Source organism: Streptococcus sp. 11-4097 (genome assembly GCF_018215285.2).
Classification (GTDB): domain Bacteria; phylum Bacillota; class Bacilli; order Lactobacillales; family Streptococcaceae; genus Streptococcus.
On record NZ_CP185262.1, the window covers coordinates 1927485 to 1953685 of the forward strand.

A 26201-nucleotide genomic window follows, 5' to 3' on the forward strand; every position below is an offset into this window, starting at 1 on the left:
AATCCCCACACTCAAATTTTGGCTGAGGAGATCATGAGAACATACTGTATAGAGGGGTAGAAAATGGAAAAGTTTGATAAAAATAATCTTGATAAATTGACAGTTTCAACAGATAAAATGAAACAACTGACTGTTGAAAATCCAAATCACTTCAAAACCTCTAGACTTGGTCAAAGTATGACCAACTATAGCAATCAATTAGAGCGTGAGATTCAAGGAAAACGTCGTAGAAATAGAGTATTCCCTTACGGAACACTTGTCTATGTTGATTTTGGCATAAATTTTGGATCAGAATTTTCTGCACCTCATTATGCTATTACGCTTAGCAAAGGAGACAAAAGGAATAGAAACACTATCACGGTTATTCCTTTAACATCTAAACCTGGATACGACAACTTACCACTAGAGTTTAACTTAGCTGAGGGTCTTAGCATACTAACTATGAACCTCATCAAAGCGGCTGAAGATAAGGTTAAAAATGAACTGGTAGCACATTTTGGAGAATATGATGATTTTGACGAACTTATCGCAAAATTAGAGAAAGAAGGTCGATTAGACGAGAAGGAACGTGCAATAGACCTTGTTCAAAAACTCGCAGATAATATTTTATTGGCTGGTGAACGTCTTGAAAAATATATATCTGACCTAGATAAAACAACCTATGCGAAATTAGATTCGATTACAACTATTGACAAAGTGAAGATTTTTAAGAAAAACAATCTTCTAGATGGAATTGGTGTTGCACAAATACTTGAACCACAGATGAAAATTTTAAGCGATGAAATTAAAGCACGCTATCTTATTTGACAAAATGACACATATTTGATAACATATAGTTACTAACCTAGGATAAATCCTAGTGCAAATAATCTGGTTGGCACAAGCTGCCACGCAGAAACGGTAACTATAAATTTAGTTACCGTTTTTTGTTGAACTTAAACAAAAAAAGCCCCACACTCGCAAAGTTTGGCGACTCTGAGCGTGAGGCAATCAGGATAGTAAAAGGCATTAAAAAGCCCTCTTTACTATACCCATTTTATCAGAAATGAGGGTAAAAATCAATGATTGGAAAATATCAAAAGAATGGAACTACTGCTTATTACTTTAAAGCCTATCATGGAATAGATCCACTAACAAATAAAAAGATTATTACAAAGAGGCGAGGCTTCAAGACAGAGCGAGAAGCTAGACTTGCTGAAGCTAAATGTTTGACCGATTACGAGAAGAAAAGTTTTAGGTCTAAGAATACTACTACCACTTTTGAGCAAGTTTACGAGGTTTGGAAAGGACATTATAAGCATACTGTCAAAGAGTCTACTTACGTCAGTCAAGTAAATATTGCAGATAAATGGATTATCCCTAATTTTGGAGATAAACCAATAAATAAAATCACTCTATCTATGTGCCAGACACAAGTTAATAAATGGGCGGATGAATACAAAAGATTTTTTGGTATCATCAGCATAGCTAATCAAATATTTGACTATGCCATTTCTATGGAGTTGATTGAAAACAATCCAATGAGAAAGACACTGAAGCCTAAACGACAAAAAAATAATACAGATGAACTGGAAAAGTTCTACAACAAAGAAGAGTTGCAAGAGTTTTTTGAAATCGTTAAAGGCTTCGATGATATAGAGATGATGACTTATTTTAGACTGCTTGCTTTCACTGGCATGAGAAAGAATGAAATCAGTGCTTTGAGATGGTTGGATGTAGATTTGAAGAATGGACAGATTACTGTTAAGCAGACGCTAGCAAAGGGTGAAGATAATAAACTAATTTTCCAAACACCAAAAACCAAAAAGAGTGCTCGAGTAATTACTCTGGATAAAAAGACAATTGAAGTTTTAAAAGAATGGCACAAGTTTAGTACTAAAGGACTCCTTTTTAAAAACGAAGAGGGATGTCCTAGAAGTATTGTTCATGTCAATAATATGCTGAATAGAATTTGGAGGAAATACCCAGACTTTAAACGAATCACACCTCATGGATTTAGGCACACACATTGTTCTTTGCTCTTTGAAGCTGGAGCCACTATCAAAGAAGTTCAGGAAAGACTTGGTCACGAGAATATCCAAACAACAATGGATATATACGCTCACGTCACTCAAAAAGCAAAGAATGAAGTAGCCAATAAATTTGCAACTTATATCGGATTTTAGAAATGGGTACCAAAGTGGGTACCAAAATAAAAAAGAGGCTCTCCGAAAAACTCGGAAAGCCTTATTTAATACTACTTAGAGCGATTATTTAGCGATTGGGTAAACAGAAACTTGTTTCTTGTTTAATCATCTATAGTCTACAATTATTTCACAACAATATTAACCAATTTAGTTGGCTTCAATAGTCCAGTGGACTATTGAAGGTGGCAGATAGAGCTAACAAACTCGTTATTTAACGACAATATTAACGAGTTTGTTAGGTACCGCAATCACTTTCACGATGTCCTTACCGTCAATTTCTGCTTTGACTTTTTCATCCGCTAGAGCAATTTCTTGCAATTCTTCGCGTGATAGGTCTTTAGCGACCATGAGTTTAGCACGGACTTTTCCTTTGATTTGGACAACGATTTCGATTTCGTCTTCAACCAATTTACTTTCGTCCCATGTTGGCCAAGCCACGTAAGAGATTGACTCACCTGTTGCTGCAACAGTTTGCCAGAGTTCTTCTGCCAAGTGAGGTGCAAATGGAGCAATCAATTGGATAAAGCCTTTGGCGTAGTCCACATAGAGCTTGTCTTCCTTGTTAGCAGCGTTGACAAAGACCATGAGTTGGGCAATAGCTGTGTTGAATTTCATAGACTCGATTTGCTCTGTGACAGCTTTGACTGTTTCATTGTAGACCTTGTCAAGAGCACGATTGTTTTCCGCAACGATTTCTTTACTTGTAATCAAACGGTAAACACGGTCAAGGAACTTACGGCTTCCTTCCAGACCTTCTTCTGACCAAGCAATTGAAGCATCAAGTGGTCCCATGAACATTTCATAGACACGAAGAGTATCAGCACCGTATTGTTCCACCACATCATCTGGGTTAACAACGTTCTTGAGGGATTTAGACATCTTGGCTGGCGCTTGCTCCAACTCCTCTCCTGTTTCCACATGGAAGAAGGAACCTTCACGTTTTTCAACCTTGTCAGTCGCCACAAGAGCCCCACGGTGATCACGGTAGCTTGTTCCCAAGATCATTCCTTGGTTAAAGAGTTTTTGGAATGGCTCTTTTGTTGGAACCACACCGAGGTCATAGAGGAATTTATGCCAGAAACGAGCATAAAGCAAGTGAAGTACAGCATGCTCTGCACCACCCACGTAGATATCTACTGGCAACCATTGTTTCAGGAGGTCCTCATCAGCCAATTTCTCAGTATTGTGTGGGTCAATATAGCGGAGGTAGTACCAGCTTGAGCCAGCCCATTGTGGCATGGTGTTTGTTTCACGACGACCCTTGACACCATCTTCACGAGTCACTTCAAGCCAGTCTGTCAAATTAGCTAGTGGACTTTCCCCAGTACCTGAAGGACGGATGTCCTTGGTTACAGGCAAGACAAGTGGCAATTCACTTTCAGGAACAGCTGTTGAAGTTCCATCTTCCCAATGAATGATTGGAATTGGCTCACCCCAGTAACGTTGACGACTAAAGAGCCAGTCGCGGAGACGGTAGGTAACCTTCTCTTGTCCACAACCTTTCTCTTCCAACCAAGCCACAATCTTGGCAATAGCGTCTTCTTTGTTGAGTCCATCTAGGAAGTCTGAATTGACATGAAGCCCATCTTCTGTGTAGGCAGCTTCTTCAACATTTCCACCTTCAAGTACTTCTACGATTGGAAGGTCAAATTGTTTGGCAAATTCCCAGTCACGTTGGTCATGAGCAGGTACAGCCATTACCGCACCTGTCCCATAGCTAGCAAGAACATAGTCCGCAATCCAGATTGGAATTTCCTTGCCATTGACAGGGTTGATGGCATAAGCACCAGTCCAAACTCCTGTTTTTTCCTTAGCAAGATCTGTACGAGCCAAGTCAGACTTGAGACTAGCTTGGTGTTTGTAGTCTGCTACAGCCTCTGCTTGCTCCGGACTTGTGATAGCGTCAACCAAATCATGCTCAGGAGCCAAGACTGTGAAAGTCGCACCGAAAAGGGTGTCAGGACGAGTGGTAAAGACTGTGAATTCCTTGTCTGTTCCCTTAACTTTGAAGGTTACATTGGCACCAGTTGATTTACCAATCCAGTTGCGTTGCATGTCCTTGATAGACTCTGGCCAATCCAACTCATCCAAGTCATTAAGCAAGCGTTCTGCATAGGCCGTGATTTTAAGCATCCATTGACGCATTGGTTTGCGGACAACTGGATAGCCTCCACGTTCAGAAGTTCCGTCAGGAAGAACTTCTTCGTTGGCGATAGCTGTTCCCAATTCCTCAACCCAGTTTACTGGCACTTCCGCTTCATAGGCCAAGCCTTTTTCGTAAAGTTTAGTGAAAATCCACTGAGTCCACTTGTAGTAGTTTGGATCTGTCGTATTGACTTCACGATCCCAGTCATAAGAAAATCCAAGTGCATTGATTTGGCGTTTGAAGTTGGCAATATTCTCTGCTGTAAATTCTGCTGGGTCATTACCTGTATCCATAGCGTATTGCTCTGCAGGCAAACCAAAAGCATCCCAACCCATTGGGTGAAGAACATTGTAGCCTTGCGCACGTTTGTAACGGCTGAGGATATCGGTTGCAGTGTAGCCTTCTGGGTGTCCTACGTGCAGACCCGCTCCAGACGGATAAGGGAACATATCGAGAGCATAAAACTTCGGTTTTGATGCATCCGTTCCAGTCTTAAATGTATGATGTTCTGCCCAGTAGCCCTGCCACTTAGGCTCAATTTCTTTATGATTGTAAAAACTCATGGTCTCTCTCCAATTTTGTGATGTTACTATTATACCATTTTTGAGGGAATTTGAAAGACGAGAAATGTTCTTTTGGACTTGGATGGCAAGAAAGACCGAATCGCAAATCCAGCTTATGTAGCAGTATAAAAAATTAGCCCCCATTTGGAGCTAACTTCTATTAACTATTTGTCTCTTCCATTTTCTCCCGTCCTAGTTGTCGGTAACTACTGTCACCGACAACTTCTACGCTAAACTGGCCGTCCTCATATTCAAGTATCGTCACGCTACCATTATCGAGACCATGCGGATGCATGCCATTAATCAGATACACAATGGTTCCAATGGTCATTCCGTGGCTCACGACTAGGGCATTGCCCCCACCTTGCTCTTCCATTTCTTTGGCAATCGCTTCAAAACCTTCCTTGATTCGGCCACTGAGTTTTTCCCATCCTTCAGCCCAACCAGCTGTATCGACCTCTACCAACCCCTCAGCCAGTTCAGCATAAGACAATTGGTGAACATGATCCACATTAAAGATACGAGGAATAATGCCCATGAAAAGATCACCATCATAAGCTCCGTCAAAGCTACCAAAACACCATTCTCTGATACGTTTGTCCATGCGATAAGGGATTTTCCCCTGCAAACCAAGTTCTTCAAGAATAATTCCCATTGTCTGAATGGTGCGGCCAGAATCACTGGAATAAGCGCGATCAAACTGTAGACCAGATTCTCGCAAACCGATTCCTAATTCTTGAATCCCTCGCTCACCTTCAGCCGTTAAAGGAGTATCGCTCCAACCTTGCGCGCGACCAATCGTGTTAAACATAGTCTTGCCATGACGTACCAAATACAATCGTACTTTTACCATTTTCCGTCCTCCGTTTGCTTCTATTATATCATGGATGATAAAACAAAAGCCACCCAGACAGGTGACTTTTGCAGGAGATTATTATGAAAAAGTTTAGGAGTTCTATTAAATAAAGATATTAGATGAAAATCAAATTCAAACTAAATCAGTGTTATCTGTTTCAAATAATATTAGGAGGTCTTTATTTAATGATTATAGTATACACATCCAACCTTAAATAGAACTTAAAATTTCTCCTATTTTCTTAATTTTTAAAACTATGAATTGGTGCTGGGATTTGTCCCCCACGAGAAATGAAATCGACAGACGAAGCCCCATTGACTTTCATAACAGGTGCAGTTCCTAATAGGCCACCAAACTCAATCATATCTCCTTCTTTTCCTTTTGGAATGATACGAACAGCCGTTGTCTTCATGTTAATGACACCAATTGCAGCCTCATCCGCAATCATAGCTGCAATGGTTTCAGCAGGAGTATCTTCTGGGATGGCAATCATATCCAAACCAACGGAACAGATAGCCGTCATAGCTTCTAGTTTTTCCAAATTAAGAGAGCCATTTTGCACTGCAGCAATCATTCCTTCATCCTCTGAAACAGGGATAAAGGCACCAGACAAACCACCAACTTGGTTGCAAGCCATAACTCCGCCCTTCTTAACTTGGTCGTTCAAGAGAGCCAAGGCAGCCGTCGTTCCATGCGTACCAACTGTCTCTAGCCCCATTTCCTCAAGGACACGTGCCACAGAGTCTCCAACTGCAGGTGTTGGTGCCAAACTCAAGTCCACAATACCAAACTCCACACCCAGTCTCTCACTGGCCATTTGACCAACCAATTGACCGATACGAGTGATTTTAAAGGCAGTTTTCTTGACTGTTTCTGCTACTACATCAAAGCTCTGTCCACGAACTTTTTCCAAGGCACGTTTCACCACACCAGGACCAGAAACTCCGACATTGATGATAACATCTGCCTCCCCAACACCATGGAAGGCACCCGCCATAAATGGATTGTCCTCAACAGCATTAGCGAATACAACCAACTTAGCTGCCCCCATATCAGATAGAGTTGCCGTTTCCTTGATAACTCGTCCCATATCTGCGACAGCCGTCATATTGATACCAGACTTGGTTGAGCCTATATTGACTGACGAGCAGACCTTATCCGTTTCAGCCAAAGCACGAGGAATAGAATTGATAAGAATCTCATCTCCCTTTTGATAACCCTTTTGTACCAAGGCTGAAAAACCACCAATAAAGTCCACACCAATCTCTTTCGCAGCCTTATCAAGTGCTTTTGCCAGAACCACATAGTCTGTCGCATCTGTCGCCGCCCCAATCAGAGAAATAGGAGTCACCGATACACGCTTATTAACGATTGGAATCCCCAACTCAGCCGCAATTTCATCGCCAACAGCCACTAAATTAGCTGCCTTGGTCCTAATCTTTTGATAAATTTTCTCCGCAGCACGATTGATATCCGGATCGATACAGTCCAATAGGGAAATCCCCATGGTAATAGTTCTGATATCGAAGTTTTGCTCCTCAATCATGGAGATGGTTTCAGTAACTTGTCTAATATCCATGATAACCTCCTAGATATTATACATAGCTTCGAAAATCGCTGCACTCTGAATGTTGATTTTCACATTCAAAATTTGCCCAAAAGCTTCAAATTCATTACGAAGACGTGTAAAATCTTGCTTTTCATCACTAGAGACGACAGCCATCATCGTGAAATATTCATCCAAGACAGTTTGAGAGATATCATCAATATTCAAACCCAATTCTGCTATTTTACCAGAAACACCTGCAACAATTCCAGATTTATCTTTACCAACAACAGTTATAATCGCTTTCATAAGCAAACTCCAATTCTTCTTTTAATAGGAAACCTGAACATTAAACAGGATTCTTTTCAAATAGTATAGCATAATTCTAACTAAAATACTCAAAAACGCCTGCTTACGAAGTTGTTCTTAAGAAAAAAACAATTTCGTAAACAAGCGTCTACTATCCCAACTTATGATGAGTGTTCCCGCTAGGACCGAAATCCTAGCGGTAGACCAGAGCTAGACTAAGAGCACAAGACTCCATCATCATAACACTCAACAAAATTGATGATTTTATACTAATTCGATGATCGCCATTGGCGCTGCATCACCACGACGTGGTTCAGTTTTAAGGATACGAGTGTATCCACCGTTACGTTCAGCATAACGAGGTGCAATTTCTGAGAACAATTTTTGAAGTGCTGTAGTAGAAGTGTACTTATCAGTTGCTTCATCATAGTTTTCAGATGCGATTTCATTACGTACGAAAGCAGCTGCTTGACGACGTGCATGCAAATCACCACGTTTACCTAGAGTAATCATTTTTTCAACAGTTTTACGGATTTCTTTAGCACGAGCTTCAGTTGTCACGATTGATTCGTTGATCAAAAGGTCAGTTGTCAAATCGCGAAGCATTGCTTTACGTTGTGAGCTAGTGCGTCCTAGTTTACGGTAAGCCATTTATTCCTCCTTTATTTATCTTTTAATCCAAGACCCAAATCAATGAGTTTGAGTTTCACTTCTTCCAAACTCTTGCGTCCAAGATTTCGTACTTTCATCATCTCTGCTTCAGATTTTTCTGTCAAATCATGCACAGTATTGATACCGGCACGTTTCAAACAGTTGTATGAACGCACAGACAAGTCCAGTTCCTCAATCGTACGATCCAAAATACGGTCGTCAGATTCAGTATCAGCTTCTTTCATCACTTCAGTTGACTTAGCAATCTCAGTAAGATTTGTAAACAAATCAAGATGTTCTGTCAAAATACGTGCTGAAAGCCCTAAAGCATCTTCTGGAATAATTGTTCCATTTGTCAAGATTTCAAGGGTTAATTTGTCAAATCCATCATTGCTACCTACACGAGCAGGTTCCACTTGATAGTTGACTTTTGTAACTGGTGTATAAATAGAATCTACAGCAAGTGTTCCAACTGGTGCATTATCTTTTTTATTTTCATCAGCAGGTACATATCCACGACCACTGTTAACAGTCATAGTCGCTTTTAGAGAAGAACCTTCACCGATTGTAAAAAGATAATGATCTGGATTTACAATTTCGATATCGCTATCTGTCAAAATGTCACCAGCTGTTACTTCAGCAGGACCTTCAACATCTAGTTCGATGATTTTTTCGTCTTCAACGTACGATTTCACTGCAATTCCTTTAATGTTCAGAATGATTTGCATCACGTCTTCACGAACACCTGGAACTGTGTCAAACTCATGTAACACACCATCAATATTGATAGATGTCACAGCTGCTCCTGGTAGAGAAGCTAGAAGTACACGACGAAGAGAGTTACCAAGAGTTGTACCGTAGCCACGTTCAAGTGGTTCGATTACAAACTTGCCATAATCTTTATTTTCATCAATTTTTGTTATATTTGGTTTTTCAAACTCGATCATTTAGTTACTCCCTCTTAAACGAAAAGCAGTGTAATGCGATGATTATACACGGCGACGTTTTGGAGGACGAGCACCATTGTGTGGCACTGGAGTCACATCACGAATTGCTGTTACTTCAAGACCAGCGGCAGCAAGCGCACGAATAGCTGACTCACGACCAGAACCTGGACCTTTTACAGTAACTTCAACTGATTTAAGACCGTGTTCTTGTGCAGATTTAGCAGCAGCTTCAGAAGCCATTTGAGCAGCGAATGGTGTAGATTTACGAGAACCTTTGAAACCAAGAGCACCAGCTGATGACCAAGCAATTGCATTACCATGCACATCAGTAATCATAACAATAGTGTTATTAAATGTAGCGTGAATATGAGCAATACCAGATTCGATATTCTTTTTCACACGACGTTTACGTGTTGGTTTAGCCAAGACTTTTACCTCCTATATTATTTTTTCTTACCAGCAATCGCAACAGCTTTACCTTTACGAGTGCGAGCGTTGTTTTTAGTGTTTTGTCCACGGACAGGAAGTCCACGACGGTGACGGATACCACGGTATGAACCGATTTCCATCAAACGTTTGATGTTCAAGTTTACTTCACGACGAAGGTCACCTTCAACTTTGATTGCATCCACTTCACGACGGATAGCATCTTCTTGATCTGATGTAAGATCACGTACACGAACATCTTCTGAGATTCCAGCAGCAGCCAAAATTTTCTTAGATGTTGCAAGTCCGATACCATAAACATAAGTCAATGAGATTACTACGCGTTTGTCATTTGGAATGTCAACTCCAGCAATACGAGCCATGTTTTCTCCTTTCTATCTTATCCTTGACGTTGTTTGTGTTTTGGATTTGCTGGGCAAATTACCATAACACGACCATTACGACGAATAACTTTACAGTATTCGCAAATTGGTTTGACCGATGGTCTTACTTTCATTTCTTATCCCTCCAAGTTTTTCGATTATTTAAAGCGGTAAGTGATACGTCCACGTGTCAAGTCATATGGACTCATTTCGACAGTAACACGATCTCCCGCTAAAATACGAATATAGTTTTTACGAATTTTACCAGAAACTGTTGCTAAAATCTGATGTCCATTTTCAAGTTCAACCGTAAACATTGCATTCGGCATTGTATCAACTACTTTGCCTTCAACTTCAATCACATCGTCTTTTGCCACGCAAAAGCACCTCCATAAATTTCGATTCGATGCCTCTAGACACAGAGACAACAATTATAAGTCAGACTATCTCAGTATAACATTTGTAGCGGATTTTTGCAAGTGTGAAAAACGCTTTATTTCAAATTTGTCAATACTTTTTCGATATCTGAGAAGACATCATTGATATCTTGATTACCTTCGATGTCATGAACCAAACCTTTGGCACGGTAGTGAGCAATGATTGGTTCTCCTTGAGCAATATTAACATCCAAACGACGTTTCACTGTCTCAGGTTTATCATCTTCACGTTGGTAATAATCTTCTTCTTTATAGTCAACTGGTGGGTTAAAGACCTTGTGGAAAGTTTCTCCAGTTACGCGGTGGATAATACGGCCACTTAAACGTTCCAAGAGGCTATCTGGATTCACTTCAATGTTGATGACACCCTCTAGTTCAATGCCAAGTTCAGCCAATGTTTTGTCCAAGGCATGAGCTTGTTCGATTGTACGTGGGTAACCATCCAACAAGAATCCTGTTTCTTTAATATCATCTTGTGAAAGACGTTCTTTTACGATTCCATTTGTAACTTCATCAGGAACCAATTCACCCTTGTCAATGTATGACTTAGCAAGAACACCCATTTCAGTTTGATTTGCCATAGCAGCACGGAACATATCACCTGTTGAGATATGTGCAACATGGAATTGTTCTACAATTTTTGCTGCTTGAGTTCCCTTACCTGCACCAGGTAAGCCCATAATCAAAAGATTCATGATTTGATCTCCTTATTTTATTTTTAAATAGAAGCAAAAAGTCTTTTCACCCCTATTTAAAAACAAAATAGAAGAGGGGAGACCAAACTCTCACAAATGTCAGAGTTTAAACCTCCACTCCCTCAGCATTTACTGAGTCAGTAAATGCTTTTATTCTGTTCTATCCATGAAACCAACATACTTACGTTTCAATAGGTAACCTTCCAATTGTTTGATTCCTTCAATACCTGTAGAGATAATGATCAAAAGACTGGTTCCTCCAAAAGCAACTGCCTCTGAAAGTCCAAAGAAATCTTTTGCTACAATCGGTAAAATAGAAATCACACCAAGGAAGAGAGAACCAACAGTTGCAAGACGACGAAGAAGTTTAGACATATATTCTTCTGTACCTTTACCAGGACGAACTCCGTGGATATAGGCACCGCTCTTTTGTAGGTTCTCTGCCGCTTTTTCAGGATTAATCTGTACAAACGTGTAGAAGAATGTAAAGAGAATAATCAACAAAGCATACATGGCAATACCAGTTGGTGAAGTTGTTGCCAGCATTTCTTGTGCTGTTCTTACCCAAGCCCAATCATGACCTGTAGCGCTCAAAAACTGAAGAATAGCCGCAGGCGCTGCAGTAATCGAACTTGCGAAGATAACAGGGATAACTCCAGCAGGGTTTACCTTCAATGGAAGGTAAGAGCTAGATGGAGCACCTTGTGCAACCTTCGTATATTGGATTGGAATTTTGTATTCTGCTTGTTGAACATAAGTTGTAAAGTAAATGATCAACAATACAGCAATAATCAAGATGATTACGAAAATGATAGATGAGTTGATACGGCTACTTGGAACGTTTACAAAGTAGTCTACATAGATGCCCTGAATCATCTCTGGAATTGAAGCAACAATCCCGGCAAAGATAATCATAGAAACACCATTTCCGTATCCCTTATCTGTAATTTGCTCTCCCAACCATGTCACAATCATACTACCAGCTGTTAAGATGATACCAATCATGATAAAGACTTGTGGAGTAAGAGCTGTTTTCAACAATTGAGCTCCAGCCAAAGTATTAAAACCAGCTGTAATCCCGATAGATTGCACAAAGGCTAGAACAAGAGCAATATAACGAGTAGCTTGATTTAATTTTCTTCGACCTACTTCCCCTTGTTTACCCCACTCTACAAACTTGGGTAAAATATCCATTTGCAAGAGTTGGACAACGATAGAGGCCGTAATGTAGGGGCTAACACCAAGAGCAAAAACTGAAAAGTTTTTCATGGCATTCCCTGACACCAAGCTCAACATGTTTAAGAAGGATAATCCACTTAAAGCATTCAAGCTATTGGCATTCACACCAGGAACTGTAATACTAGTCCCGATACGAAAGACCAACACGATAAAAATTGTAAATAAAATTTTTGATCGAACCTGCTTGACTTTAAGAGCTTCTCTTAATAATTTAAAAAACATAGGTCACCTCTCTTAGATGACTTCTACTGAACCACCTTTAGCAGTGATAGCTTCTTCAGCTGATTTAGAGAATTTAGCTGCTTTAACAGTCAATTTCTTAGTCAACTCACCGTTACCAAGAATTTTAACACCTGATTTTTCAGCTTTAACAATTCCTGCTTCGATAAGAACAACTGGAGTAACTTCAGCACCATCTTCAAAGACGTTCAATTGGTCAAGGTTCACAATTGCGTATTCTTTAGCGTTGATGTTAGTGAATCCACGTTTTGGAAGACGACGGAACAATGGAGTTTGTCCACCTTCAAAACCAAGGCGAACTCCGCCACCGCTACGAGCTTTTTGACCTTTTTGACCACGACCAGATGTTTTACCGTTACCTGATGAAGTACCACGACCAACGCGGTTACGTACTTTACGAGAACCTTCTGCAGGTTTTAATTCATGAAGTTTCATTTTTATTTTCTCCTCTTTTGTAAAATGCTAGCGCCGATAAGGGAGAAAAGGTTGTCTCCCTTATCAACTCGCCTATACGACATCATCATAGATGACTATATCTAGTTTTAGGGGATGGTATAGTGCACATCCCCTAAAAATTCATTAGTTTACTTCTTCAACTGTTACCAAGTGAGATACTGCAGTGATCATACCACGGATAGCAGCGTTATCTTCTTTAATAACAGAGCTGTTCAATTTGCCAAGTCCAAGTGCTACAACAGTTTTACGTTGTGATGGAATGCGTCCGATTGGAGACTTAGTCAAAGTAATTTTAATTTGAGCCATTTTATCCCCTTTCTTATGCCAAATCAGAAACTGAAATACCACGAAGGGCAGCAACTTCTTCAGCGCGTTTCAATTGTTTCAAACCTTCAACAGTTGCACGAACAATGTTGATTGGAGTGTTAGAACCAAGTGATTTAGATGTAATATCTGCCACACCTGCCAATTCCACAACGGCACGAACTGCACCACCAGCGGCAACTCCAGAACCTTCTACAGCAGGTTTCAACAATACTTTAGCTCCACCGAATTCTGAAAGAACTTCGTGTGGGATTGTTGTTCCAACCATAGGAACTTCGATCAAGTTTTTCTTAGCATCATCTACTGCTTTACGGATTGCTTCTGGAACTTCTTGAGCTTTACCAGTACCAAATCCTACGCGACCGTTGTGGTCACCAACAACAACAAGAGCTGCGAAACGAAGACGACGTCCACCTTTAACAACTTTTGTAACACGGTTGACAGCAACTACGCGTTCTTCTAATTCAACTGCATTGTCTTTAAATGCCATTTTCTAGTGTCCTCCTATTAGAATTTCAATCCGTTTTCACGAGCTGCATCAGCCAAAGCTTTCACACGTCCGTGATATAGATATCCACCGCGGTCGAACACCACTTCTGAAATACCTTTAGCGTTTGCACGTTCTGCAACGAGTTTACCGACAGCAACGGCTTGTTCAGTTTTAGTTCCTTTTGAAACTTCTTTATCAAGAGTTGAAGCACTTGCGAGCGTTACACCCGCTACGTCATCAATCACTTGAGCGTAGATGCCTGTATTAGAACGGAATACGTTCAAACGTGGGCGATCAGCAGTTCCAGAGAGTTTTCCGCGAACGCGACGGTGGCGTTTTTGGCGGAGTTTGTTTTTATCTGGTTTTGAAATCACAGTTTTCACCTCTTTAGTTTTAAATCGTGTGCTATGCACAAAGTTGGAAAATAGGTTGGTAGTTGAGAATCAACCACTCAACATTATTTACCTGTTTTACCTTCTTTACGGCGAACGAATTCACCAACGTAACGGATACCTTTACCTTTATATGGTTCTGGTGAACGAAGGCTACGTACGTAAGCAGCTGTTTGACCAACTACTTCTTTTGAAATTCCGCTAACAACGATTGTTGTTGGGTTTGGAAGTTCAAAAGTAATTCCTTCTGGAGCTTCAACTTCGTCTGGATGAGATTTACCAACAGCCAAAACAAGTTTAGATCCTTGAAGTTGTGCACGGTAACCAACCCCGCGCATTTCAAGTTCTTTCTTGAATCCTTCTGATACACCAACAACCATGTTGTTCAAAAGGGCACGAGTAGTTCCGTGGATAGTTTTCATTTCTTTTGAATCGTTTGGACGGTGAAGAGTTACTTCAGTACCTTCCACACGGATTTCAATATCTTTTGAGAACTCACGAGTAAGTTCTCCTTTAGGTCCTTTTACAGTTACAACGTTGTTATTGTTAGTGAGTTCAACACCAGCAGGCAACACGATAACTTTATTACCAATACGTGACATGTTTATTTTCTCCTGTTAGATTGTCAGGCCAGAACGGCCAGTTTTCACGGGGTTAAATCGATTTCTCGATTTAAAGGAACATTTAGGTTTCAATTTCAAAGTGAATCTAGGCATCGTCTCGCAGGCATAACTTTGGGTTAGGCAAGAGACGATAACGAAGAGTCACAAAGAAATTGGGAGCTAAATATTACCAAACGTAAGCGATAACTTCCCCACCAACATTCTTTTGGCGTGCTTCTTTATCAGTAAGCAAACCTTCAGAAGTTGAAAGGATAGCAATTCCAAGTCCGTTAAGAACTTTTGGAAGGTCTTCACGTTTTTTGTAGACACGAAGTCCTGGTTTAGAAACACGTTTCAAGTTAGTGATAACTTTTTCACCGTTTGGTCCGTATTTAAGGAATACACGGATGATACCTTGTTTGTCATCTTCGATGATTTCAACGTTTTTTACAAAACCTTCGCGTTTAAGGATTTCAGCAATCCCTTTTTTGATGTTTGATGCAGGTACTTCAAGTACTTCGTGTTTAGCTTGGTTAGCGTTACGAATACGAGTTAGGAAGTCTGCGATTGGGTCAGTCATAACCATTTTGTTTTTCTCCTCTTACTAGTAGTTTGCAAGTTGCACTTGCTAGTTAATACATGATACAAAGAGCGTAACAGCAAGAGCAAAAATAGGCAATTTGATGCAGGAGCGATGCTCCAAAGCGAATTGGTCTTTTTTGCTAAAGCTGTAGCTCGTGTTCAAATTGGCAAGTCCAACTGAACCCGGGCTAAACTCTGTGTGAAAAAGACAAACTTTCCTAGAAACTTCAGTTTCTTCGTCAAGTTTCCCATTTTCACTTGGAGTTTTGACGCCCTTGATATCTTAAATTACCAAGATGCTTTTGTTACACCAGGAATTTGTCCTTTGTAAGCTAATTCACGGAAGCAAACACGGCAAAGTTTAAATTTGCGGTAAACTGAATGTGGACGACCACATTTTTCACAACGAGTATAAGCTTGAGTAGAGAACTTCGCTGGACGTTTGTTCTTAGCAATCATTGATTTTTTAGCCATTAGATTTACCTCCTATATTATTTTGCAAAAGGCATTCCAAGGCCTGTAAGCAATGCACGTGACTCTTCGTCAGTGTTAGCAGTTGTTACGATAACGATGTCAAGACCACGAGTTTTGTCAACGTCATCGAAGTTGATTTCTGGGAAAATCAATTGTTCTTTCACACCAAGTGTGTAGTTTCCGCGTCCGTCAAATGATTTTGTTGGAACACCATGGAAGTCACGTACACGTGGAAGTGAAACTGAAACCAATTTATCCAAGAATTCGTACATACGTTCACCACGAAGGGTAACTTTTGCACCGATCGCAACACCTTCACGAAGACGGAAGCCGGCGATTGATTTTTTAGCTTTAGTGATAAGTGGTTTTTGACCTGAGATAAGTGCCAATTCTTCAGCAGCTTTTTCAAGGCTTTTTGCGTTTGAAACAGCTTCACCAACACCCATGTTCAAAACGATCTTATCTACTTTAGGCACAGCCATCACTGATGAGTAGTTGAATTGTTCTGTCAAAGCAGGAACTACTTCATTAAGATATTTTTCTTTTAAACGATTTGCCATTATACTTCTCCTTTCCTTCGTGATTAATCAAGCACTTCGCCTGATTTTTTGTTGTAGCGAACTTTTTTACCGTCTACAAATTTGTAACCAACACGACCAGCTACACCATTTTTGTCCAAAACTTGAACGTTTGATACGTGGATAGCTGCTTCTTTCTCGATGATACCACCTTGAGGAAGCTCGTTAGTTGGACGTTGGTGTTTCTTAACGATGTTAACACCTTCAACGATAACTTTGTTTACTTTTGGAAGGGCAGTAAGGACAACAGCTTCTGTTCCCTTATCTTTACCAGCGATTACGCGAACTTTGTCGCCTTTTTTTACAAACATTAGGTTTCTCCTTGATTTTTCTTACGCCCATAAGGGCACCCTGGAGGTAAATCCAGGGGACTAGTTTGTTTCTAAAAATTAAAGTACTTCTGGAGCAAGTGACACGATCTTCATGAAGCCACCTTCACGCAATTCACGTGCAACTGGGCCAAAGATACGTGTTCCGCGAGGAGTTTTGTCTTCACGGATGATAACTGCTGCGTTTTCGTCAAATTTGATGTATGAACCATCAGCACGACGAGCACCTGATTTAGTACGAACGATAACTGCTTTAACAACGTCACCTTTTTTAACCGCACCACCAGGAGTAGCTTGTTTTACAGATGCCACGATAACATCACCGATGTTTGCAAATTTACGTCCTGAACCACCAAGAACTTTGATAGTCAAGATTTCGCGAGCACCGCTGTTGTCTGCGACTTTCAAACGAGTTTCTGTTTGAATCATTTCAGTTTTCTCCTTTCAGGTTTGATTAGATGATGACCGCTTCTTCAACAACTTCTACAAGACGGAAACGTTTTGTAGCTGAAAGCGGACGAGTTTCCATGATACGTACGATATCGCCTTCTTTGGCAACATTGTTTTCATCATGAGCTTTGTATTTTTTAGAGTAGTTAATACGTTTACCATAGACTGGGTGGTTACGTTTTGTTTCAACTACAACTGTGATTGTCTTGTCCATTTTGTCAGATACAACACGTCCAACAAGAACTTTACGATTATTGCGTTCCATTGAAATTTCTCCTTCCCTAGTCTATTATTTCGCTTCAGATTGAACTGTTTTGATACGAGCGATTTGTTTTTTAACTTCTTTCAAGCGAGCTGTTTGTTCCAATTGACCAGTAGCAGCTTGGAAACGAAGTTCAAACAATTCTTTTTTCAATTCGTTTTCGCGCTTCGCGAGTTCTTCTTGAGAAAGACCACGAAGTTCTTTAACAAATTCTTTTACTTCATTAAGTTTCATGCCTTCTCCTTATTCTGCTTCACGTTTTACGAATTTACATTTAACTGGCAATTTGTGGCTAGCAAGACGAAGCGCTTCGCGTGCAATCTCTTCAGATACACCAGCAATTTCGAACATCACTTTACCACGTTTAACTGGTGCTACCCAACCTTCAGGTGCCCCTTTACCAGATCCCATACGCACACCGATAGCTTTAGCAGTGTATGATTTGTGTGGGAAGATTTTAATCCAAACTTTACCACCACGTTTCATGTAACGAGTCATGGCGATACGAGCAGCTTCGATTTGGCGGTTAGTGATCCAGTGGCTAGTTGTAGCTTGAAGACCGTATTCACCGAATGCTACTTCTTTTCCACCTTTTGCTTCACCGCGCATTTTTCCACGGAATTCACGACGGTGTTTAACACGTTTAGGTACTAACATTGGTTATTTACCTCCTTTAGTGTTTTTGCGAGCTGGAAGAACTTCACCACGATAGATCCATACTTTAACACCAAGTTTACCGTATGTAGTATCTGCTTCTTCCCAAGCGTAATCGATATCTGCACGAAGTGTGTGAAGTGGAACAGTTCCTTCAGAGTATCCTTCAGCACGGGCGATATCTGCACCGTTCAAACGACCTGATACTTGAGTTTTGATTCCTTTAGCTCCAGCACGCATTGCACGTTGGATTGCTTGTTTTTGTGCACGACGGAAAGCAACACGTTGCTCCAATTGACGAGCAATACCTTCACCTACAAGGTGAGCATCCAAATCAGGTTGTTTGATTTCGATGATGTTGATGTGTACTTGTTTTCCAGTCAATTTGTTAAGTTTTGCACGGAGTGCATCAACGTTAGCACCACCTTTACCGATTACCATACCTGGTTTAGCAGTGTGAAGTGAAACGTTAACTTTATTTACTGCGCGTTCGATTTCGATAGTTGAAACTGCTGCGTCAGCAAGTTCTTTTTGAACGAATTTACGGATTGCAAGATCTTCATGAAGGTAATCCGCGTATTCTTTTTCAGCATACCATTTGGCATCCCAATCACGGATGATGCCGACACGCATACCAATTGGATGTACTTTTTGACCCACGATTTTACCTCCTTATTTTTCTGCAACAGCTACAGTGATGTGAGCTGTACGTTTGTTGATTGGTGAAGCTGAACCTTTCGCACGTGGACGGAAACGTTTCATAGTTGGTCCTTCGTTTGCGAATGCTTCAGATACTACCAAGTTAGCTTTATCCAAACCAAAGTTGTTTTCAGCGTTAGCTACAGCTGAGTTCAAAACTTTCAAGATGATTTCAGCAGCTTTGTTTGGAGTGAATGTCAAGATTGCGATTGCATCGGCTACGCTTTTACCACGGATGTTATCAAGAACAAGACGTGATTTACGAGGTGAAACACGTACTGTACGAGCCATTGCTTTAGCTGAAGTAATTTCTGCCATTTATGTTCTCCTTATTTTCTACGTGTTTTCTTGTCGTCTGCAGCGTGACCTTTGTAAGTACGAGTTGGTGCAAATTCACCAAGCTTGTGACCTACCATGTCTTCTTGGATGTAAACAGGTACGTGTTTACGTCCGTCATAAACTGCAATAGTGTAACCAATGAAACTTGGGAAGATCGTTGAACGACGTGACCAAGTTTTAATAACTTTTTTCTTTTCGTCGTTAGCTTGAGCTTCAACTTTTTTCATCAAATGCTCATCGACGAAAGGTCCTTTTTTAAGACTGCGTCCCATTTTTATATTTTCTCCTTTAAATGTTGTACCACAGCGGCTTGCGCTCACATGGAGCGCTACCGAGCTGGCGGATTTACTAGTTGTTTAAGCGACTAGTTTAATATTATTTCTCGTTGCGACGACGAACGATAAGTTTGTCAGATTTCGCTTTCTTGTTACGAGTTTTAAGACCAAGAGCAGGTTTGCCCCATGGAGTAGATGGTGCTTTACGACCAACTGGTGCTTTACCTTCACCACCACCGTGTGGGTGATCGTTAGGGTTCATTACAGAACCACGAACTGTTGGGCGGATACCTTTCCAACGGCTACGTCCTGCTTTACCAAGGTTTACAAGTCCATGTTGTTCGTTTCCGACAACACCAACTGTAGCACGGCAAGTTCCAAGAATCATACGAACTTCACCTGATTGAAGACGAACAAGTACGTATTTACCTTCAGAACCCAATACTTGAGCAGATGCTCCAGCAGCACGTACTAATTCACCACCACGACCCGGTTTCAACTCGATGTTGTGGATCAAAGTACCAACTGGGATGTTAGCAAGTGGAAGAGCATTTCCGACTTTGATATCTGCTTCTGGACCTGAAACGATACGTTGACCTACTTCAAGACCTTTTGGAGCGATGATGTATGCTTTCACACCGTCAGTGTAGTGTACAAGAGCGATGTTTGCAGAACGGTTTGGATCGTACTCGATAGTTTTAACAACTGCTTCAACGTTGTCTTTGTTACGTTTGAAGTCAACCAAACGGTAGAAACGTTTGTGTCCACCACCTTGGTGACGAACAGTGATACGACCGTTGTTGTTACGACCAGCCTTGCTCTTCAATGCAACAAGCAATGATTTTTCAGGAGTGCTTGTTGTGATTTCAGCGAAATCCAAAGAAGTCATATTACGGCGACCGTTTGTTGTTGGTTTATAAACACGAATTCCCACGATATTTCCTCCTTAGATTATTCAGCTTCAGCAGCAAACAACTCGATTGCTTTTGAATCAGCTGTAAGTGTGATGATAGCTTTTTTAGTTTTGTTAGTAAAACCAGTGTAACGTCCAACACGTTTAGCTTTTGGTTTTACGTTGATTGTGTTAACATTGGCAACTTTAACACCTTCGAAAGCAGCTTCAACAGCTTGCTTGATCAAAAGTTTGTGTGCACGAGTGTCAACTTCAAATACATATTTTCCTGCTTCAAGTTGAGCCATTGAGCTTTCAGTGATTACAGGTTTTTTGATAACATCATACAAATTCATTATGCAAGAACCTCCTCGATTTTAGAGATAGCTGCTTGTGTGACAAGAAGTTTGTCGCTATTTGCGATGTCAAGAACACTTGCAGTTGTAGCAGTTGCAACTTTCACGTTTGGAAGGTTACGAGCTGAAAGAGCTGCGAATTCATTTCCTTCTTCAAGGATAACAAGAACTTTAGAATCGATGCTCAATGCTGCAAGAACTTTTGCAAATTCAGCAGTTTTTGGAGCTGTAAATGAAAGAGCGTCTACAGCTACGAATTTGTTTTCAGCAACTTTTTCAGAGTAAACTGATTTAAGAGCTAGGCGACGAACTTTTTGTGGAAGTTTGTAGCCGTATGAACGTGGAGTTGGTCCGAAGACAACACCACCACCACGCCATTGTGGTGAGCGGATAGAACCTTGACGAGCACGTCCAGTTCCTTTTTGACGCCATGGTTTGCGTCCACCACCTGATACTGCAGAGCGGTTTTTAACAGCGTGTGTCCCTTGACGAAGGCTTGCGCGTTGGCTGATGATCACATCAAACACAACTGATTCATTTGGTTCGATACCAAATACTGCATCGTTAAGAACAACTTGGCCAGCTTCTTTACCAGTTTGGTCAAATAATGTTACGTTTGCCATTGTGACTGATTTCCCCTTTCTTTATTATTTACCAGCTTTAACTGCTGATTTGATAGTGATAAGAGATTTCTTAGCACCTGGTACGTTACCTTTGATAAGGATAACGTTCTTTTCTGGAACAACTTGTACAACTTCAAGGTTTTGAATTGTTACACGGTCGCCACCCATACGTCCTGCAAGGTTTTTACCTTTGAATACACGGTTAGGTGCAACAGGTCCCATTGAACCTGGACGACGGTGGTAACGAGAACCGTGAGCCATTGGTCCACGTGATTGTCCGTGGCGTTTGATAACACCTTGGAAACCTTTACCTTTAGAAGTACCAGTTACGTCAACAACGTCTCCAGCTGCGAATGTTTCAACTGTGATTTCAGCACCAACTTCCAAGCCTTCAACGTTTTTGAATTCACGAATGAAGCGCTTAGGAGCCGTGTTAGCTTTCGCTACATGTCCTTTAGCAGGTTTGTTGCTCAATACTTCGCGTTTGTCATCGAAACCAACTTGGATAGCGTTATATCCGTCTGTTTCAACAGTTTTAACTTGAAGAACAACGTTTGGTGTTGCTTCAATAACTGTTACAGGGATCAATTCGCCAGCTTCAGTGAAGATTTGAGTCATTCCCACTTTTTTCCCTAAGATTCCTTTTGTCATGAGAAAATAGTTCCTTTTCTATATTTTTTATTCAAAAAGTTTTTAACGAGCGTTTTTTATGCTCAAGGATCAAGCTTTAGATTAAAGTTTGATTTCTACGTTTACACCACTTGGAAGATCCAATTTCATCAAGGCATCAACTGTTTTTTGAGTTGGGTTAACGATATCGATCAAACGTTTGTGTGTACGCATTTCAAATTGTTCGCGAGAGTCTTTGTATTTGTGAGTCGCACGAATAATTGTGTAGAGGCTACGTTCAGTTGGAAGTGGGATTGGACCCGCAACTTGTGCACCTGTACGAGTAGCTGATTCTACGATTTTTGCAGCCGCTGTGTCAAGCGTACGGTGTTCGTAAGCTTTCAAACGGATACGGATTTTTTTGTTTGCCATCTTTTTCTCCTTTTCGTCTATTTAAGATAATAGGCTAGCTCCACAAGAAAACCGACGCGGTGTTGCGTGGCAATGCAACCGAGCGTGTCGCAACCTCTTGCATCAAAGCTAAAGCTGTAATTTACAGCACCATAATAGAATAACACAAAGCCCCTGCGATTGCAAGGGATTTGTTGCTGTTTTTTCGTTTTTTTACAATGAAACTGTTTTCTTTTTTGACAGGTCATTTATTTAAGTATTTTATGGAAGAAAGTTACTCTCTCTTCACCTGCTCATAGCTTTCTTTTCCGTCATTAAGCTTGTCCCAAATCACTACTTGCCCACTTTTGAGGGATTTTTGCACATCGATAATTCGTTGATTGGAAGAACCTCGAAACTGAAGCATAAGATTTCTCTTAGTTCGATCATACCTTCCATCGACGAGAATGTCAATCAGTGATAAGAGTTCCAATTTATCTGAGGTCTCCAGCATCATTTCTTCCCAAGTGTATCCCGTCCAGGACCAGATATCTTTGTCTGGCAATTCCTTTCGGATGCGTTTAACAAGAGGCAAGAGAATGCCCGTATTGAGAAAAGGCTCTCCTCCTAGCAAAGTCAAGCCTTGAACATAGGGCTGAGCAAGATCTGCCATGATCTGTTCTTCTAGCTCTGCAGTGTATGGAATGCCAGCATTGAAAGACCAAGTCGCAACATTATAACATCCCTCGCAGTGAAACATGCAACCCGATACATAGAGAGAGTTGCGCACTCCTTCTCCATCTACAAAATTAAAGGCCTTGTAGTCAATGATACGCCCTTGACTGAGTTCCTCGCTTTTCCATTCTTGTGGTTTTGGATTATTCATTCGCTACCTCTATCCAATAACGCTCGACTCCATTACGAACATCCTCAATGAGACCTCCATTTGCTAGAATGACTGCTCTACTAGCAGGATTATTCACGCTACAAGTCACAAGAGCTTTCTTGATGTTCTTCTCCTTGACAACTTGCAGACCTTGTCGGAGGGATTCTTTGGCATAATCCTTACCTCTTTCAGATGGACGGACGGAATAACCGATGTGGCCTCCTTCTTCTAATAGAAAGTTACTGAGGCGCAAGCGGAGACTAAGGAATCCAAGTGCTTGACCTTTCTCGGAAAAAGCTACTAACTGAATTGCTGGGACCCATCCTTCAGGCAGATTAATCCCCATTTCCTGATTCTGATTGCTTTCTAACCAGTCTTCATAGTAAAAATTCTCTGTATCCCAAAAGCCTCCATCATGGGCTGATTGGCTCTTTTCAAACTCTGCCATCATCTCTAAAACTGTTTCTTTATCTGCTAATCTTGGTCTGCGTAGTTCCATCCTTACCTCCCACTAAGAGAAAAGCGAGAGTTGACTCTCACTTTTATTGTTTCTTGTTCTTGTTTAAAAATTGTTCTCTGAGGTTGAGCAAACGTTCTTTCTTACCAGCTCCACCTTTAGAGTGTTTCTCGTGATAACGGGTCACTTGTGCACGCCCCTTATCGTCTAATTGATATTTTCCCATTTCATTTCTTTCTAATTTGTTACTTGATGGCCAGCTATTTTAATCGTTGAGCCATTCATATGTTTGACACGCGCAGCGATTTCCTTGTGACGGCCGTTGACCATAGGTCTCGCTTGAGGATTACCTAGATAGCCACAAGTTCGTTTAACAACATCTACTGTTTTAGGGTCGCTATTTCCACAGTTAGGGCAAGCAAATCCTCTTTCAGTTGGTTCAAAATCCCCTTCAAAGTCACACTTGTAGCAACGGTCAATCGGAGTATTGGTCCCCAGATAACCCACACGGTCATAGGCATAGTCCCAGACAGCTTCCAAGGCTTTTGGATTTTGCTGAAGAACTGGATACTCACAATAATGGATGAAACCACCTGACGCACCTGCTTCTGGATAGACTTTCTCAAAGTCTAATTTTTCAAACGGTGTTGGATTTTTACGAACATCATAATGGAAAGAATTGGTGTAGTATTCCTTGTCTGTGATATCAGGAATAGAGCCAAACTTCTCTGTATCTAGTCGGCAGAAACGGTCTGTCAGACTTTCAGATGGTGTTGAATAAATTGAGAAATGGTAACCATATTGATCCGACCACTCTTCTACACGGCGTTTCATATCACGAATGATATCCAGCGTGAATTCCTTGGCGTCTGGATTGTGTTCCCAGCTATTTCCAAAGAAGACAGTTGCCACTTCGTATAAACCGATGTAACCCAGCGAAACGGTTGCACGACGATTCTTAAAGAGCTGGTCAACACTTTCTTCTTTACCTAGACGATGGCCAAAAGCACCGTACTGATAGAGGATAGGAGCATTGGCTGGTGTCGCCTCTTTAGTACGTTCGATACGGTAAACCAGAGCATCTTCTGCGATATTCATACGCTCGTTGAAGATTTCCCAGAACTTATTCATGTCGCCCTCAGACTCGAGAGCAATTCGAGGCAGATTAACCGTCACAACACCTAGATTCATCCGACCTGAGTTGACTTCTACACCACTTTCATCCTTCCATCCTTGGAGGAAAGAACGGCAACCCATAGGTACCTTGAAAGAACCTGTCAAGTCAACAATCTTATCATAGGACAAGACATCTGGGTACATCCGTTTGCTTGCGCACTCTAGGGCCAACTGCTTAATGTCGTAGTTTGGAGTCCCTTCTTCCAAGTTAAGACCTCTTTTAAGCGTAAAGATGAGTTTAGGGAAGATGGCCGTACGGTGTTCTGAACCAAGCCCCTTGATCCGAATGGTCAAGATAGCTTTTTGAATTTCCCGTTCAAAACGACTAGTTCCTAGACCAAAACCTAATGAAGTAAAGGGCGTTTGGCCATTTGAAGTGAAGAGAGTATTGATTTCATACTCAAGAGATTGCATGGCATCATAGATGTCTTTTTGCGTTTTCTTCCAGGCATAATCTTCCCGTTTTTCAGGCAAGACCCATTCTTCCGCATCTTTGAGATGTTTTTGATAATTCTTCTCTGCATAAGGCGCCAAGACCTCATCGATACGGTCAGCTGAACAGCCTCCATACTGGCTAGAAGCAACGTTGGCGATGATTTGGGAAATCTGAGCTGTCGCAGTCTGAATAGACTTGGGACTTTCTACCTCTGCATTTCCAATTTTAAAACCATTTTCCAACATCCCTTTAAAATCAATCAAACAGCAGTTGGTCATAGGGGTGTAGGGGCTGTAGTCCAAATCATGATAGTGGATATCCCCCTTTTGGTGGGCATTGGCTACGTGCTTAGGAAGCATTTGCAACCCGATTGATTTTCCAACAATCCCTGCTGTCAAATCACGCTGAGTGTTAAAGACATCACTGTCTTTATTGGCATTTTCATTGACAACTGCTTGATCTTTATTGAGAAGTTTGTGGATACTAAAGTTAATATCTGTCGCTTTTGAGCGCTCAAAATCCCTCTGTGTTCGATAAGTAATATACTCCTCAGCCAGCGCATATTCTTTGGCTTCAAGGAGTTCATGTTCTACAATATTTTGGATTTCGTAAATCTTAACCCCCTGCGGAAAGCGACTATGAATTTCTGTGACAATTCGCTCGGTCAGAGCATTTAGGCGCTTTTCAACCAAGGGTGTCACATCCATAACCTTGTCTGCCGCCTTGTGGAGAGCCTTGTCAATCTTGTCCACATCAAATACAACACGTCTCCCATCTCGTTTTTCAACGAAGAGAGTTGGTAAGGTTATAATTTTTTCTTCTAGTGCAATCATATGCATGCTCTTT

General features: G+C 41.0%; 39 protein-coding genes. 2 read left to right on the forward strand and 37 right to left on the reverse strand.

Going from position 1 to position 26201, the window contains the following annotated elements; translation table 11 throughout:
• Positions 1-63: 63 nt before the first annotated feature.
• Positions 64-807 (forward strand): type II toxin-antitoxin system PemK/MazF family toxin, encoded by a 744-nt coding sequence (locus KB197_RS09495; protein ID WP_212574065.1) that lies wholly within the window; start codon positions 64-66, stop codon positions 805-807.
• A 254-nt stretch (positions 808-1061) separates the two neighbouring features.
• On the forward strand, positions 1062-2165 hold the full coding sequence (locus KB197_RS09500; protein WP_212574066.1) for a site-specific integrase: 1104 nt from the start codon (positions 1062-1064) through the stop codon (positions 2163-2165).
• A 228-nt stretch (positions 2166-2393) separates the two neighbouring features.
• Here KB197_RS09500 and leuS read toward each other — a convergent pair whose 3' ends face one another.
• From leuS to nrdD, 37 genes are all read right to left on the reverse strand, one after another.
• On the reverse strand, positions 2394-4895 hold the full coding sequence (gene leuS / locus KB197_RS09505; protein WP_212573993.1) for a leucine--tRNA ligase: 2502 nt from the start codon (positions 4893-4895) through the stop codon (positions 2394-2396).
• 160 nt (positions 4896-5055) lie between these two features.
• Positions 5056-5748, reverse strand: coding sequence for a histidine phosphatase family protein (locus tag KB197_RS09510; RefSeq protein WP_212573992.1), 693 nt, complete (start codon positions 5746-5748; stop codon positions 5056-5058).
• A 244-nt stretch (positions 5749-5992) separates the two neighbouring features.
• On the reverse strand, positions 5993-7330 hold the full coding sequence (locus KB197_RS09515) for a PFL family protein (protein WP_000354926.1): 1338 nt from the start codon (positions 7328-7330) through the stop codon (positions 5993-5995).
• 9 nt (positions 7331-7339) lie between these two features.
• The gene (locus KB197_RS09520) at positions 7340-7606 is read right to left on the reverse strand and encodes an ACT domain-containing protein (RefSeq protein ID WP_000644120.1); all 267 of its coding nucleotides are present in this window, start codon (positions 7604-7606) and stop codon (positions 7340-7342) included.
• Between the two features lie 264 nt (positions 7607-7870).
• Positions 7871-8257 carry a 50S ribosomal protein L17 gene (gene rplQ / locus KB197_RS09525; protein WP_000331493.1) on the reverse strand — a complete coding sequence of 129 codons (387 nt, stop codon included), beginning with the start codon at positions 8255-8257 and terminating at the stop codon, positions 7871-7873.
• Between the two features lie 11 nt (positions 8258-8268).
• Entirely contained in the window at positions 8269-9204 is a 936-nt protein-coding gene (locus KB197_RS09530; RefSeq protein ID WP_000568988.1) for a DNA-directed RNA polymerase subunit alpha, read from the reverse strand.
• Between the two features lie 42 nt (positions 9205-9246).
• Positions 9247-9630, reverse strand: coding sequence for a 30S ribosomal protein S11 (gene rpsK, locus KB197_RS09535; protein WP_001118385.1), 384 nt, complete (start codon positions 9628-9630; stop codon positions 9247-9249).
• A gap of 17 nt (positions 9631-9647) precedes the next feature.
• Positions 9648-10013, reverse strand: a complete 366-nt coding sequence (gene rpsM / locus KB197_RS09540) for a 30S ribosomal protein S13 (RefSeq protein WP_000090781.1) — start codon at positions 10011-10013, stop codon at positions 9648-9650.
• A gap of 17 nt (positions 10014-10030) precedes the next feature.
• On the reverse strand, positions 10031-10147 hold the full coding sequence (gene rpmJ, locus KB197_RS09545) for a 50S ribosomal protein L36 (RefSeq protein ID WP_001808836.1): 117 nt from the start codon (positions 10145-10147) through the stop codon (positions 10031-10033).
• A 24-nt stretch (positions 10148-10171) separates the two neighbouring features.
• On the reverse strand, positions 10172-10390 hold the full coding sequence (infA, locus tag KB197_RS09550) for a translation initiation factor IF-1 (protein WP_001029883.1): 219 nt from the start codon (positions 10388-10390) through the stop codon (positions 10172-10174).
• 116 nt (positions 10391-10506) lie between these two features.
• Positions 10507-11145, reverse strand: coding sequence for an adenylate kinase (locus KB197_RS09555; RefSeq protein ID WP_001050436.1), 639 nt, complete (start codon positions 11143-11145; stop codon positions 10507-10509).
• A gap of 150 nt (positions 11146-11295) precedes the next feature.
• Entirely contained in the window at positions 11296-12606 is a 1311-nt protein-coding gene (gene secY, locus KB197_RS09560; RefSeq protein WP_212573991.1) for a preprotein translocase subunit SecY, read from the reverse strand.
• 12 nt (positions 12607-12618) lie between these two features.
• Positions 12619-13059: a 50S ribosomal protein L15 gene (rplO, locus tag KB197_RS09565; RefSeq protein ID WP_000766089.1), complete on the reverse strand. Its 441-nt coding sequence runs from the start codon at positions 13057-13059 to the stop codon at positions 12619-12621.
• 144 nt (positions 13060-13203) lie between these two features.
• On the reverse strand, positions 13204-13386 hold the full coding sequence (gene rpmD / locus KB197_RS09570; RefSeq protein ID WP_000057241.1) for a 50S ribosomal protein L30: 183 nt from the start codon (positions 13384-13386) through the stop codon (positions 13204-13206).
• 13 nt (positions 13387-13399) lie between these two features.
• Positions 13400-13894: a 30S ribosomal protein S5 gene (rpsE, locus tag KB197_RS09575; protein ID WP_000874202.1), complete on the reverse strand. Its 495-nt coding sequence runs from the start codon at positions 13892-13894 to the stop codon at positions 13400-13402.
• 17 nt (positions 13895-13911) lie between these two features.
• Complete coding sequence (gene rplR / locus KB197_RS09580) at positions 13912-14268, reverse strand: 50S ribosomal protein L18 (RefSeq protein WP_000624044.1); 357 nt, start codon at positions 14266-14268, stop codon at positions 13912-13914.
• Between the two features lie 83 nt (positions 14269-14351).
• Positions 14352-14888, reverse strand: coding sequence for a 50S ribosomal protein L6 (gene rplF / locus KB197_RS09585; RefSeq protein WP_212573990.1), 537 nt, complete (start codon positions 14886-14888; stop codon positions 14352-14354).
• A gap of 187 nt (positions 14889-15075) precedes the next feature.
• A complete protein-coding gene (gene rpsH, locus KB197_RS09590; RefSeq protein WP_000245504.1) occupies positions 15076-15474 on the reverse strand; it encodes a 30S ribosomal protein S8 in 399 nt (132 codons plus the stop codon).
• Between the two features lie 284 nt (positions 15475-15758).
• Complete coding sequence (locus KB197_RS09595; protein ID WP_001085697.1) at positions 15759-15944, reverse strand: type Z 30S ribosomal protein S14; 186 nt, start codon at positions 15942-15944, stop codon at positions 15759-15761.
• 17 nt (positions 15945-15961) lie between these two features.
• A complete protein-coding gene (gene rplE / locus KB197_RS09600; protein WP_000013542.1) occupies positions 15962-16504 on the reverse strand; it encodes a 50S ribosomal protein L5 in 543 nt (180 codons plus the stop codon).
• A gap of 23 nt (positions 16505-16527) precedes the next feature.
• Positions 16528-16833 (reverse strand): 50S ribosomal protein L24, encoded by a 306-nt coding sequence (rplX, locus tag KB197_RS09605; protein ID WP_000497691.1) that lies wholly within the window; start codon positions 16831-16833, stop codon positions 16528-16530.
• A 78-nt stretch (positions 16834-16911) separates the two neighbouring features.
• Positions 16912-17280: a 50S ribosomal protein L14 gene (rplN, locus tag KB197_RS09610; RefSeq protein WP_000616545.1), complete on the reverse strand. Its 369-nt coding sequence runs from the start codon at positions 17278-17280 to the stop codon at positions 16912-16914.
• Positions 17281-17305: 25 nt separating this feature from the next.
• Positions 17306-17566 (reverse strand): 30S ribosomal protein S17, encoded by a 261-nt coding sequence (gene rpsQ, locus KB197_RS09615; protein WP_000440801.1) that lies wholly within the window; start codon positions 17564-17566, stop codon positions 17306-17308.
• Between the two features lie 24 nt (positions 17567-17590).
• Complete coding sequence (gene rpmC / locus KB197_RS09620) at positions 17591-17797, reverse strand: 50S ribosomal protein L29 (RefSeq protein WP_000772918.1); 207 nt, start codon at positions 17795-17797, stop codon at positions 17591-17593.
• 9 nt (positions 17798-17806) lie between these two features.
• Positions 17807-18220 (reverse strand): 50S ribosomal protein L16, encoded by a 414-nt coding sequence (rplP, locus tag KB197_RS09625; protein ID WP_000960946.1) that lies wholly within the window; start codon positions 18218-18220, stop codon positions 17807-17809.
• A 3-nt stretch (positions 18221-18223) separates the two neighbouring features.
• Positions 18224-18877, reverse strand: a complete 654-nt coding sequence (gene rpsC, locus KB197_RS09630; RefSeq protein ID WP_000529936.1) for a 30S ribosomal protein S3 — start codon at positions 18875-18877, stop codon at positions 18224-18226.
• Between the two features lie 12 nt (positions 18878-18889).
• On the reverse strand, positions 18890-19234 hold the full coding sequence (rplV, locus tag KB197_RS09635; RefSeq protein ID WP_000818137.1) for a 50S ribosomal protein L22: 345 nt from the start codon (positions 19232-19234) through the stop codon (positions 18890-18892).
• 11 nt (positions 19235-19245) lie between these two features.
• On the reverse strand, positions 19246-19527 hold the full coding sequence (rpsS, locus tag KB197_RS09640) for a 30S ribosomal protein S19 (RefSeq protein ID WP_000533766.1): 282 nt from the start codon (positions 19525-19527) through the stop codon (positions 19246-19248).
• Between the two features lie 103 nt (positions 19528-19630).
• Positions 19631-20464, reverse strand: coding sequence for a 50S ribosomal protein L2 (rplB, locus tag KB197_RS09645; protein ID WP_000512911.1), 834 nt, complete (start codon positions 20462-20464; stop codon positions 19631-19633).
• A 17-nt stretch (positions 20465-20481) separates the two neighbouring features.
• The gene (locus KB197_RS09650; protein WP_001055347.1) at positions 20482-20778 is read right to left on the reverse strand and encodes a 50S ribosomal protein L23; all 297 of its coding nucleotides are present in this window, start codon (positions 20776-20778) and stop codon (positions 20482-20484) included.
• Complete coding sequence (rplD, locus tag KB197_RS09655; RefSeq protein ID WP_000024537.1) at positions 20778-21401, reverse strand: 50S ribosomal protein L4; 624 nt, start codon at positions 21399-21401, stop codon at positions 20778-20780. The genes KB197_RS09650 and rplD overlap by 1 nt, the downstream gene beginning before the upstream one ends.
• Before the next feature lie 24 nt (positions 21402-21425).
• Positions 21426-22052, reverse strand: a complete 627-nt coding sequence (gene rplC, locus KB197_RS09660; RefSeq protein WP_000160197.1) for a 50S ribosomal protein L3 — start codon at positions 22050-22052, stop codon at positions 21426-21428.
• A gap of 81 nt (positions 22053-22133) precedes the next feature.
• Positions 22134-22442 (reverse strand): 30S ribosomal protein S10, encoded by a 309-nt coding sequence (gene rpsJ, locus KB197_RS09665; protein ID WP_001284513.1) that lies wholly within the window; start codon positions 22440-22442, stop codon positions 22134-22136.
• 253 nt (positions 22443-22695) lie between these two features.
• A complete protein-coding gene (gene nrdG / locus KB197_RS09670) occupies positions 22696-23286 on the reverse strand; it encodes an anaerobic ribonucleoside-triphosphate reductase activating protein (protein WP_081509304.1) in 591 nt (196 codons plus the stop codon).
• Complete coding sequence (locus tag KB197_RS09675; protein ID WP_212573989.1) at positions 23279-23785, reverse strand: GNAT family N-acetyltransferase; 507 nt, start codon at positions 23783-23785, stop codon at positions 23279-23281. The genes nrdG and KB197_RS09675 overlap by 8 nt, the downstream gene beginning before the upstream one ends.
• 43 nt (positions 23786-23828) lie before the next feature.
• Positions 23829-23969 (reverse strand): hypothetical protein, encoded by a 141-nt coding sequence (locus tag KB197_RS09680; protein WP_212573988.1) that lies wholly within the window; start codon positions 23967-23969, stop codon positions 23829-23831.
• Between the two features lie 11 nt (positions 23970-23980).
• On the reverse strand, positions 23981-26188 hold the full coding sequence (gene nrdD, locus KB197_RS09685; protein WP_212573987.1) for an anaerobic ribonucleoside-triphosphate reductase: 2208 nt from the start codon (positions 26186-26188) through the stop codon (positions 23981-23983).
• Positions 26189-26201: the final 13 nt, after the last annotated feature.

Coding starts and splice junctions, on each gene's coding strand:
- KB197_RS09495 (WP_212574065.1), top strand. CDS start 64: ATGGAAAAGTTTGATAAAAATAATCTTGATAAATTGACAGTTTCAACA.
- KB197_RS09500 (WP_212574066.1), top strand. CDS start 1,062: ATGATTGGAAAATATCAAAAGAATGGAACTACTGCTTATTACTTTAAA.
- leuS (WP_212573993.1), bottom strand. CDS start 4,895: ATGAGTTTTTACAATCATAAAGAAATTGAGCCTAAGTGGCAGGGCTAC.
- KB197_RS09510 (WP_212573992.1), bottom strand. CDS start 5,748: ATGGTAAAAGTACGATTGTATTTGGTACGTCATGGCAAGACTATGTTT.
- KB197_RS09515 (WP_000354926.1), bottom strand. CDS start 7,330: ATGGATATTAGACAAGTTACTGAAACCATCTCCATGATTGAGGAGCAA.
- KB197_RS09520 (WP_000644120.1), bottom strand. CDS start 7,606: ATGAAAGCGATTATAACTGTTGTTGGTAAAGATAAATCTGGAATTGTT.
- rplQ (WP_000331493.1), bottom strand. CDS start 8,257: ATGGCTTACCGTAAACTAGGACGCACTAGCTCACAACGTAAAGCAATG.
- KB197_RS09530 (WP_000568988.1), bottom strand. CDS start 9,204: ATGATCGAGTTTGAAAAACCAAATATAACAAAAATTGATGAAAATAAA.
- rpsM (WP_000090781.1), bottom strand. CDS start 10,013: ATGGCTCGTATTGCTGGAGTTGACATTCCAAATGACAAACGCGTAGTA.
- rpmJ (WP_001808836.1), bottom strand. CDS start 10,147: ATGAAAGTAAGACCATCGGTCAAACCAATTTGCGAATACTGTAAAGTT.
- KB197_RS09555 (WP_001050436.1), bottom strand. CDS start 11,145: ATGAATCTTTTGATTATGGGCTTACCTGGTGCAGGTAAGGGAACTCAA.
- secY (WP_212573991.1), bottom strand. CDS start 12,606: ATGTTTTTTAAATTATTAAGAGAAGCTCTTAAAGTCAAGCAGGTTCGA.
- rplO (WP_000766089.1), bottom strand. CDS start 13,059: ATGAAACTTCATGAATTAAAACCTGCAGAAGGTTCTCGTAAAGTACGT.
- rpmD (WP_000057241.1), bottom strand. CDS start 13,386: ATGGCTCAAATTAAAATTACTTTGACTAAGTCTCCAATCGGACGCATT.
- rpsE (WP_000874202.1), bottom strand. CDS start 13,894: ATGGCATTTAAAGACAATGCAGTTGAATTAGAAGAACGCGTAGTTGCT.
- rplF (WP_212573990.1), bottom strand. CDS start 14,888: ATGTCACGTATTGGTAATAAAGTTATCGTGTTGCCTGCTGGTGTTGAA.
- rpsH (WP_000245504.1), bottom strand. CDS start 15,474: ATGGTTATGACTGACCCAATCGCAGACTTCCTAACTCGTATTCGTAAC.
- KB197_RS09595 (WP_001085697.1), bottom strand. CDS start 15,944: ATGGCTAAAAAATCAATGATTGCTAAGAACAAACGTCCAGCGAAGTTC.
- rplE (WP_000013542.1), bottom strand. CDS start 16,504: ATGGCAAATCGTTTAAAAGAAAAATATCTTAATGAAGTAGTTCCTGCT.
- rplX (WP_000497691.1), bottom strand. CDS start 16,833: ATGTTTGTAAAAAAAGGCGACAAAGTTCGCGTAATCGCTGGTAAAGAT.
- rplN (WP_000616545.1), bottom strand. CDS start 17,280: ATGATTCAAACAGAAACTCGTTTGAAAGTCGCAGACAACAGCGGTGCT.
- rpsQ (WP_000440801.1), bottom strand. CDS start 17,566: ATGGAACGCAATAATCGTAAAGTTCTTGTTGGACGTGTTGTATCTGAC.
- rpmC (WP_000772918.1), bottom strand. CDS start 17,797: ATGAAACTTAATGAAGTAAAAGAATTTGTTAAAGAACTTCGTGGTCTT.
- rplP (WP_000960946.1), bottom strand. CDS start 18,220: ATGTTAGTACCTAAACGTGTTAAACACCGTCGTGAATTCCGTGGAAAA.
- rplV (WP_000818137.1), bottom strand. CDS start 19,234: ATGGCAGAAATTACTTCAGCTAAAGCAATGGCTCGTACAGTACGTGTT.
- rpsS (WP_000533766.1), bottom strand. CDS start 19,527: ATGGGACGCAGTCTTAAAAAAGGACCTTTCGTCGATGAGCATTTGATG.
- KB197_RS09650 (WP_001055347.1), bottom strand. CDS start 20,778: ATGAATTTGTATGATGTTATCAAAAAACCTGTAATCACTGAAAGCTCA.
- rplD (WP_000024537.1), bottom strand. CDS start 21,401: ATGGCAAACGTAACATTATTTGACCAAACTGGTAAAGAAGCTGGCCAA.
- rplC (WP_000160197.1), bottom strand. CDS start 22,052: ATGACAAAAGGAATCTTAGGGAAAAAAGTGGGAATGACTCAAATCTTC.
- rpsJ (WP_001284513.1), bottom strand. CDS start 22,442: ATGGCAAACAAAAAAATCCGTATCCGTTTGAAAGCTTACGAACACCGT.
- nrdG (WP_081509304.1), bottom strand. CDS start 23,286: ATGAATAATCCAAAACCACAAGAATGGAAAAGCGAGGAACTCAGTCAA.
- KB197_RS09675 (WP_212573989.1), bottom strand. CDS start 23,785: ATGGAACTACGCAGACCAAGATTAGCAGATAAAGAAACAGTTTTAGAG.
- KB197_RS09680 (WP_212573988.1), bottom strand. CDS start 23,969: ATGGGAAAATATCAATTAGACGATAAGGGGCGTGCACAAGTGACCCGT.
- nrdD (WP_212573987.1), bottom strand. CDS start 26,188: ATGATTGCACTAGAAGAAAAAATTATAACCTTACCAACTCTCTTCGTT.